At 69.7% G+C, this 7,946-nt stretch carries 8 protein-coding genes; 3 read left to right on the top strand and 5 right to left on the bottom strand.

Annotated elements, in window-relative coordinates:
* Positions 1–674: 674 nt before the first annotated feature.
* Together J7E96_RS36990 and J7E96_RS36985 are read right to left on the bottom strand one after the other, a co-directional pair.
* A complete protein-coding gene (locus tag J7E96_RS36990) occupies positions 675–881 on the bottom strand; it encodes a DUF397 domain-containing protein (RefSeq protein WP_215138333.1) in 207 nt (68 codons plus the stop codon).
* A 14-nt stretch (positions 882–895) separates the two neighbouring features.
* Positions 896–1,747 (bottom strand): DUF5753 domain-containing protein, encoded by an 852-nt coding sequence (locus tag J7E96_RS36985; RefSeq protein ID WP_215138331.1) that lies wholly within the window; start codon positions 1,745–1,747, stop codon positions 896–898.
* 344 nt (positions 1,748–2,091) lie between these two features.
* On the opposite strand from J7E96_RS36985, the gene J7E96_RS38650 reads away from it, so the two are divergent.
* Together J7E96_RS38650 and cutA are read left to right on the top strand one after the other, a co-directional pair.
* Positions 2,092–2,343 (top strand): ATP-binding protein, encoded by a 252-nt coding sequence (locus J7E96_RS38650; protein WP_308296320.1) that lies wholly within the window; start codon positions 2,092–2,094, stop codon positions 2,341–2,343.
* A gap of 90 nt (positions 2,344–2,433) precedes the next feature.
* Positions 2,434–2,745, top strand: coding sequence for a divalent-cation tolerance protein CutA (gene cutA / locus J7E96_RS36975; RefSeq protein ID WP_215138337.1), 312 nt, complete (start codon positions 2,434–2,436; stop codon positions 2,743–2,745).
* A 6-nt stretch (positions 2,746–2,751) separates the two neighbouring features.
* On the opposite strand, the gene J7E96_RS36970 is transcribed toward cutA, so the two are convergent.
* Entirely contained in the window at positions 2,752–4,887 is a 2,136-nt protein-coding gene (locus J7E96_RS36970; protein WP_215138329.1) for a molybdopterin oxidoreductase family protein, read from the bottom strand.
* Between the two features lie 322 nt (positions 4,888–5,209).
* Positions 5,210–5,938, bottom strand: a complete 729-nt coding sequence (locus tag J7E96_RS36965) for a vancomycin high temperature exclusion protein (protein WP_215138328.1) — start codon at positions 5,936–5,938, stop codon at positions 5,210–5,212.
* 33 nt (positions 5,939–5,971) lie between these two features.
* On the opposite strand from J7E96_RS36965, the gene J7E96_RS36960 reads away from it, so the two are divergent.
* Positions 5,972–6,616, top strand: coding sequence for a GNAT family N-acetyltransferase (locus tag J7E96_RS36960; protein WP_215138327.1), 645 nt, complete (start codon positions 5,972–5,974; stop codon positions 6,614–6,616).
* A gap of 21 nt (positions 6,617–6,637) precedes the next feature.
* On the opposite strand, the gene J7E96_RS36955 is transcribed toward J7E96_RS36960, so the two are convergent.
* Positions 6,638–7,946 (bottom strand): amidohydrolase family protein (locus tag J7E96_RS36955; protein WP_251070977.1); only part of this gene is annotated, 1,309 nt, incomplete at its 5' end.

Below are 7,946 nucleotides of genomic sequence, written 5' to 3'. Positions count from 1 at the left end.
TCTAGGCCCGGACTTCGCGGGTCGCTGAAAAGGTTCGCCGCAGCGGCTCTTCGGCGTCCGAACCCGACCGGATCGGACCGGCATTGCGATCGCCGTTGCGGACCGGACTGAGCGGCGATCGGTCGTGACCAGTTGATCTTCACGATCGGGTGACCTGCGAAGTACGGGTCTAGGCCCGGACTTCGCGGGTCGCTGAAAAGGTTCGCCGCAGCGGCTCTTCGGCGTCCGAACCCGACCGGATCGGACCGGCATTGCGATCGCCGTTGCGGACCGGACTGAGCGGCGATCGGTCGTGACCAGTTGATCTTCACGATCGGGTGACCTGCGAAGTACGGGTCTAGGGGGTGGCTCGGCCCCAGTCTCAGCGACTGCGGCGACGGCCGCTAATGCAGGATCCCCATTCCCACGCACGCGCACCCACGCCGGTGGACGGCTGGTCTGCCGGGTCGACGTGCGGACTCATGTCGGCGCGGGTGGGGCGCGACAGTTGAATGGAGGCTTCGGAGTGCGACGAACCCCGCACTTGGCGAATTCCATCGCCTCTCCAGTCCCATCCGTCTCATCGGTGTGGCTGGCGGCCATCGCGGGAGCGTTTCGGTGCCGGCAGGTAGATGGGGTGGAAGTTGAATGGCACGTACATGCGTACGCTGTGCCTCGGCTCAGGCAGCCTGCTCTCAGGCGCGGTGGTCCGAGCGGTGGGTGAAGATGCCGGTCTTGACCCCGCGTATGAGGCGGTGGAGTTCTTGCTGGGTGGCGGTCAGTATGACCACCGGGTCGTCGCTCTCGCGGAGTTTGATGCCACCCGTTTCGGCGGCGACGACCTCCAGGCAGTTGGAGCTGTCACCGCTGTAGGAGGATTTCTGCCAGGGCAGCGTGGGCACAGTGGTTTCCTCTCTCAGATGTCCTGTGCGATGCGGTGGATGAACTCGCGTGACGCGCAAGGGGTCAAAGCGCTGTCCTCCATGCGGTCCAAGACGGAGCGGTATTTTGCCAACTGGGCTTCGGCATCGAGGAAATCGCAGCCATGGTGGACGTCGAGTTGCACAGTGTCGAGCTGCGGCACAGGGCCGGACACGTAGTCGATCGACTGGCCGTTGCCCGGGAACGTGCCGTTGCCGAAGGGGATCACTCTGATAGTGATGTTGTCCCGCTCACTCATCGCGATGAGGTGCTTGAGCTGGGCTCGGGCTGTTGTGGCTTCACCGAAGCCCATGCGAAGCGCGGCTTCGTGGATGTTCGCGGCGTACGGGATCGGAGGATCCCGGTAGAGAATCTCTTGTCGCTTGATGCGGTGGGAGATCCGGTGCTCCATTTCGTACGGGCGCAGAGGCGGGACGACGGTGTTGAACAGCGCCCGGGCGTGGTCCGGCGTCTGGAGAAGCGCGGGGATGTGAATCACCAGTGCCACCCGCAACGCGACGGCGTGGTGCTCCAGTTCCGCCAGGTCGGCAAATACGGCGGGCAGAAGTTCGCGGTGATCGTCCCACCAGCCGCGCTTGCGGCCGCCGGTCATGGCCGCGAGGGCCTCCACCAGTTGGTCGTCTGCGCATGAATAGGCGCGGGCGAAGGCTCGGACCCGGTCGGCGCTTACGGCGTAGCGGCCGACTTCGATGCTGCTGATTCGCGCTTGGTTGACGCCGAGGTGCGTGGCGGCCGTGGTGGCGGTCAGACCAGCATGCTCACGGAGTTTGCGCAGCTCGGCGCCGAGACGGCGCTGACGCAGGGTGGGTGCGGTGCTGGCTGGCATGAGGCTCCCTCTTCGTGTGCACGCAGTGTGCCGTGTCACCCACAAGGGACCGCCCGCGATCGGGGCGGCATTGCCACCGTGTGGTGCCGAGGGTGAGTGGGTCAACTCCGTTCTTCCGCAGGAGGCTTTCATGGCCACCGTATCCTCGCCCGAACCCTGGGCGTACGCCCTTCATCTGCCGCATCACCCCCGTGCTCCGCGCGTTGCTCGTATGACCTTGCGGGCCGTGCTTGGTGGGCACGGTATGGGGGAACTGATCGACATCGCCGAGCTGTTGACCTCCGAGGTGGTCACCAACTCCTACCCGCCACTCCGACGGACCCTCGTCCCTGCGGATGCGGTCCATGCGCGAAGGGCGGCTGCGGGTCAGCGTGTGGGACACCAATCCTGTGATTCCCGCGCCTTTCGACAAGCCGCCCACGCTGCTGCCGTTCCTCCCGGAACCGGACGACTCCACCGGTGGGCGCGGGCTGCTTCTCGTGCAGTTGTGTGCCGACAGCTGGGGTGGCTTCTCCGTCGGGGCCGGACTCGGCGGGAAACTGCTGTGGTTCGAGCTGGGGCGGCGGCCCGAGGCGGAATTCGCCTTCGCGGCCTGATTGGCCCTGGCACGCAGTAGTCCATCCGTGAGGAGAACGTTCGTGACAGCGTCCGACACCGCAGGGGCCGAATGGCTGACCGTACTGACCATGACCGACAGCCGGGAGAAGGCGCTGGTGCTTGCGCGCGACGCCGTCGACGCGCGGCTGGCCGCCTGTGCGCAGGTCATCGGGCCGGTGGCCTCCGTCTACTGGTGGGAGGGGGCCACGGAGACCGCCGAGGAGTGGCAGGTGGTGTTCAAGACGGCGGGTGTGCGGTACGCCGATCTGGAGGCGCACCTCAAGGACGCGCACGATTACGAGACGCCCGAGATCATCGCTACGGCCGTGGTGCGAGGCAGCGCGGAGTACCTGGCGTGGGTGGAGCAGGAGACCGCCATCCCGGAGAACAGCGGCCCGTGAGCCCGGTCAGTCGTGCGCGCGCTCGATCCTCACCGCGCACACCTTGAACTCTGGCATACGTGACGTCGGGTCCAGCGCCGGGTTCGTCAGGGTGTTGGCCCGGCCCTCGCCCGGCCAGTGGAACGGCATGAAGACCGTGTCCGAGCGGATGGAGTCCGTGATCCTGGCCGGCGCGACCGCACGGCCGCGCCGGGAGACCACCGCCAGCCGGTCGCCCTCCGACACGCCCAGGCGCTGCGCGAGCCGCGGATGCAGCTCCACGAACGGGCCGGGCGCGGCCGCGTTGAGTTCGTCGACGCGGCGCGTCTGGGCGCCCGACTGGTACTGGGCCACGACCCGGCCGGTCGTGAGGAGAATCGGATACTCGGCGTCCGGTTCCTCGGCCGCCGGGCGGTGCGTGACGGGGACGAAGCGGGCGCGTCCGTCGGGAGTCTCGAAGCGGTCGAGGAAGAGCCGGGGCGTACCGGGGTGCTCGTCGCCCGCGTCGCGCTCCGGGCAGGGCCAGAAGACGCCGTCCTCCTCGGCGATCCGGCGGTACGAGATCCCCGAGTAGTCGGCCGGGCCGCCCGCCGACGCGCGGCGCAGTTCGGCGAAGACTTCCTCGGGGTCGGCCGGGAAGCCCTTCTCGTGGCCGAGCAGCGACGCGAGCGCGTGCAGGACCTCCAGGTCCGTACGTACACCGGGCGGCGGGTCGATCGCCTTGCGCCGCAGCAGGACACGCCCCTCCAGGTTCGTCGTGGTCCCCGTTTCCTCCGCCCACTGGGTTACTGGAAGGACGACGTCGGCCAGCGCCGCCGTTTCGGAGAGGACGACATCTGCTACGGCCAGGAAGTCCAGCGAGCGCAGGCGCTCCTCGATGTGGGCGGCGCGCGGCGCGGAGACCACCGGGTTCGAGCCCATGAGGAGGAGGGACTTGATGTCGCCGCCGAGTGCGTCCAGGAGTTCGTACGCACTGCGGCCAGGACCGGGCAGGCTGTCCGGGTCCACGCCCCACACCCCCGCGACGTGCTCGCGCGCGGCGGGGTCGGTGAGCTTGCGGTAGCCGGGCAGCTGGTCGGCCTTCTGGCCGTGCTCGCGGCCGCCCTGCCCGTTGCCCTGGCCGGTGAGGCAGCCGTAACCGGACAAGGGGCGGCCGGCGCGGCCCGTGGCGAGGCACAGGTTGATCCAGGCGCCGACGGTGTCGGTTCCCTTGGACTGCTGCTCGGGGCCGCGCGCGGTGAGGACCATGCCGGTCGCCGCGTCGCTGAACATGCCGACGGCTTCGCGAAGCTGGGGGAGCGGGACGCCGGTGATGCGCTCGACGAGCTCGGGCCAGTGCCCCATCGCGGCCGCCCGCGCCTCGTCCCAGCCGGTCGTACGGTCCTGGATGAAGGCCTCGTCCGTACGGCCCTCCGCCACGACGATGTGCAGCAGACCCAGCGCGAGCGCCAGGTCGGTGCCGGGGCGCGGTGCGAGGTGCAGGTCGGCCTGTTCGGCGGTACGGGTGCGGCGCGGGTCGACGACGATGAGCTTGCCGCCGTTCTCCTTCAGCTCCGTGAGGTAGCGCAGTGCGGGCGGCATCGTCTCGGCGAGGTTCGAGCCGACGAGGATCACGCAGCCGGTGCGCGGGATGTCCTCCAGGGGGAAGGGCAGGCCGCGGTCGAGGCCGAAGGCCTTCTGGTGGGCGGCGGCGGCCGACGACATGCAGAAGCGGCCGTTGTAGTCGATCTGGGACGTGGACAGGACGACGCGGGCGAACTTGCCGAGCGCGTACGCCTTCTCGTTCGTGAGCCCGCCGCCTCCGAAGACGCCGACGGCGTCGCGACCGTACACCTGTCGGGTACGGCCCAGACCCTCCGCGATCTTCGAAAGGGCCTCCTCCCAGGTGGCCGGTTCGAGCCTGCCTGTGGCGGGGCGACGGACCAGTGGCTCGGTCAGGCGCACCCGGGAGGAGAGCACTGCGGGCGCCGTACGGCCCTTGCCGCACAGGGCGCCCCGGTTCACGGGGAAGTCCGTACGCTCGACGACTTCCACCACGTCGGCGCCGTCCGCTGCTGCGCGCAGGTTCATTCCGCACTGGAGCGCGCAGTAGGGGCAGTGGGTGGCGGTCGAGGCGGGGGGCGTGGCCTGGGTGGGGGCCGGTGCGGCGGAGGGGTGGGGCATGCCGTCAGCATGCGACGGCAGTGTTACGGCGACGGGCCCCCGGGTGTTACGCCCCCGGTACGCCCCGCTCCCCTCCGCCACCGCCGACCGGTGAGGCGGCATGACGCGACGTGCTCAGCGCGCTCAGTGAGCGGACGTGATCGCGAGCAGGCTCGTGCCGAAGTACGGCCGCCGGGTCCTGGAGACTGGGGCGGTCGTGCTCGCCGCCGGCTACGCGGCAACGGCGATCGTCCTGGCCGGCGGCCTGCCGTTCACGCCAGGGGTCGTCATCCCTACGCTCATGCTGCAAAGCGGATTCGGCATACCGGGAGTCGTCAGTCTGTCAGCGCTCCGACGCCTCTGCCAGGGCTTCGGTCACACCCGGCTCCTGGCGCCCCAGGAACCGCGGATCGGGTTCGGTCGCGGCATCGAGCGCCGCTTTGCCCGCCGCGAGGATCTCCCGTACGCCGCCGTAGTACCAGGTCGCGTCGCGCCGGGCGTCGACGCCGACGCCGTACGCGTCGATGCCGGCGGCCCGGCACAGCCCGATCGCCCGGCGGATGTGGAATCCCTGACTCACCAGCACGGCCCGGTCCACGCCGAAGATCTTTTTGGCGCGTACGCACGAGTCCCAGGTGTCGAAGCCCGCGAAGTCGCTGACGATGCGCTTGCCGGGCACGCCGTGCGCGACCAAGTAGGCGCGCATGGCGTCCGGTTCGTCGTACTCCGTCCGGCTGTTGTCCCCGGTCACCAGCACGACCTTCGCCTTGCCCGCCCGGTAGAGCTCGGCGGCCGCGTCGAGGCGGTTCGCGAGGTACGGCGACGGGCCGCCCCGCCAGAGGCCGGCCCCGAAGACGACGACCACGTCGCGGGCCGGGGCGTCGGCCGTCGTCCTGACCCGGCTGTCGGCAACGGCGTGCAGCCAGGTCGCGGGGGCCAGCGCGAACACGGCGGCGAGCATGAGGGCCTGGACCGTACGCCGTTGGGCGCGGCGGGTGCGGGGTATGAGGCGGCGGCCTTTGAGCCGCTTGCCCGCCCACTGCTGTGCTGTCCTGCCCAGTGAAAATCGCATGTCTTTCCCGCCCCCGACTGGAATCATTTCGTCATGGCGACACAATTCTGGCCCCTGTACGGGCTTCGGATCACGACACCGCGCCTCGAACTGACGCTGCCGGACGGCGCGGTGCTCGACGAACTGGCCGGAGTCGCGGCCGACGGCGTACACGACGAGGCGTCCATGCCCTTCTCGGTGCCATGGACGGACGGGTCGCCGCAGGACCGGGCGCGGGTGACGTTCCAGCACGTGCTGGGCACGATCGCGCAGTGGCAGCCGGAGCAGTGGACGCTCAGCCTGGCCGTACGGTGCGAGGGGAAGACCGTCGGCAGGCAGGACCTGATGACGGAGGACTTCCCGGTGACCAGGGAGGGCGAGACCGGCTCCTGGCTGGGGCTGGCGCACCAAGGGCGCGGCATCGGTACGGAGATGCGGGCCGCCGTGCTGCATCTGGCCTTCGAGGGCCTGGGGGCTCGCCATGTCACGTCCGCGGCGATGACGGACAACCCGCGCTCGCTGCGCGTGTCGGAGAAGCTCGGCTACCGGCCGGACGGCCTGATGGTCGAGTCGGTACGGGGTGAGGCCAGGACGTCGCTGCGGCTGCGGCTGACCAGGGAGGACTGGGAGGCGCACCGGACGGTGCCGGTGGAGGTGGCGGGGTTGGACCAACCGTGCCGGGAGCTGTTCGGGGTGTAGGGCGAACGTCCGGGGCGGGCCCTACCGACCACGGACATGGGTGGCCGCCAGCTCGGCTTCCTTGATGACGGTGTCTGTGTCGACGCCCAGCAGCTCGCCGTGCGCCTTGCGCATCCGGCCGTCCACGAAGACGTAACTGACGTTGGGAGGCTGTCCGTTGAGCACGATCTGGTTCAGCCAGTCGAAGCGGGGTGCGAAATTGAGTGTGCCCGGGTCGAGGACGATCACGTCCGCGCGTTTGCCCGGCGTGAGTGAACCGATGTGGTCCGCCATGCCGACACACTCGGCGCCGCCCAGGGTCGCCATGCGCAGTACGGCCGGAATCGTCGGGTGCACCCCGGGGTCCTGGTGCAGCGCCCGCTGGAGCCCCAGGGCCGCCTTCATCAGGTTGAACATGTCGGACGTGTCGTTGGTTCCCCCGTCATGGCCCAGCCCCGCCTTCACACCGCGCGCGTGCAGCGCGGGCAGCCGCATGATCCCCGAGGCCAGCCGCATGTTGCTCAGCGGGCAGTGGGCCACGCGGACGTCATGCTCCGCGATCAGCGCGATCTCGTCGTCGGTGAGATGGATGGCGTGGTTCATCAGCAGATCCGGCCCGAAGGCCCCAGCCGTCCGCAGCGCGCGGATGGGGTCGTCCCGGCGGTCGCTGTGATGCTCCAGGACATGGGAGTTGAGCATCACTCCGAGGTCACGGGCAAGCTCGCTGAACTGGCGCAGCCGGTCCACGCCTGCCATGCCCGCGTGGACGGAGACCTGGGCCGATGCCAGCGGGAGCGGGTCGATCAGGTCCTTCTTCACCCGGGCGACGAGGTCCGTGTCCGAGGCGCTCTGCATCATGGCGTACACGAAGCGCAGCCCGGAGTCGTCGAGCGCGCCGATGTAGCGCTCGCTGGTCTCGTACGGGATGGGGTGCACCCAGTCCACGACGGTCGTGACGCCCGCCTGGAGCGCGTCGAAGGCGGCGAGGCGGACGAAGCGGTACATGTCCCGGGCGTCGATCTTGCGGAGGGTCGTGCTGTTGCAGGAGGCGAGCCAGCCGTACAGGTCCTGACTCGCGCACCCGCCGCGAATACTGGACTGCCACAGATGGTTGTGAATGTCCACGAATCCCGGCAGTACCAGCCGGCCGCTCACGTCCACCACCCTTGCCCCGGACGGCTCGGGGAGCCGCCGCCCCACGGCGGCGATTTTTCCGTCCCGCATCAGGACATCGGCGTGGTCGAGTGTGCCCATCGCGCCTTGCCCCGCATCCGGGTCCATGGTGAGGACCAGTTCCGCCCCGCGGAGCAACGTGGTGCGCGTCCGCCCCGGTCTAGGCCCGGACTTCGCG

Origin of the sequence: Streptomyces sp. ISL-96, assembly GCF_018614035.1 — a bacterium.
Lineage (GTDB): Bacteria > Actinomycetota > Actinomycetes > Streptomycetales > Streptomycetaceae > Streptomyces.
Note: the sequence above shows the minus strand (reverse complement) of the source record. Positions and strands in the feature narration are given on the sequence as shown.

Excerpts from the sequence above, each read along its gene's own strand:
- J7E96_RS36985 (WP_215138331.1), bottom strand. The coding sequence starts at position 1,747 with ATGCCAGCCAGCACCGCACCCACCCTGCGTCAGCGCCGTCTCGGCGCC.
- J7E96_RS38650 (WP_308296320.1), top strand. The coding sequence starts at position 2,092 with ATGCGCGAAGGGCGGCTGCGGGTCAGCGTGTGGGACACCAATCCTGTG.
- cutA (WP_215138337.1), top strand. The coding sequence starts at position 2,434 with ATGACCGACAGCCGGGAGAAGGCGCTGGTGCTTGCGCGCGACGCCGTC.
- J7E96_RS36970 (WP_215138329.1), bottom strand. The coding sequence starts at position 4,887 with ATGCCCCACCCCTCCGCCGCACCGGCCCCCACCCAGGCCACGCCCCCC.
- J7E96_RS36965 (WP_215138328.1), bottom strand. The coding sequence starts at position 5,938 with ATGCGATTTTCACTGGGCAGGACAGCACAGCAGTGGGCGGGCAAGCGG.
- J7E96_RS36960 (WP_215138327.1), top strand. The coding sequence starts at position 5,972 with ATGGCGACACAATTCTGGCCCCTGTACGGGCTTCGGATCACGACACCG.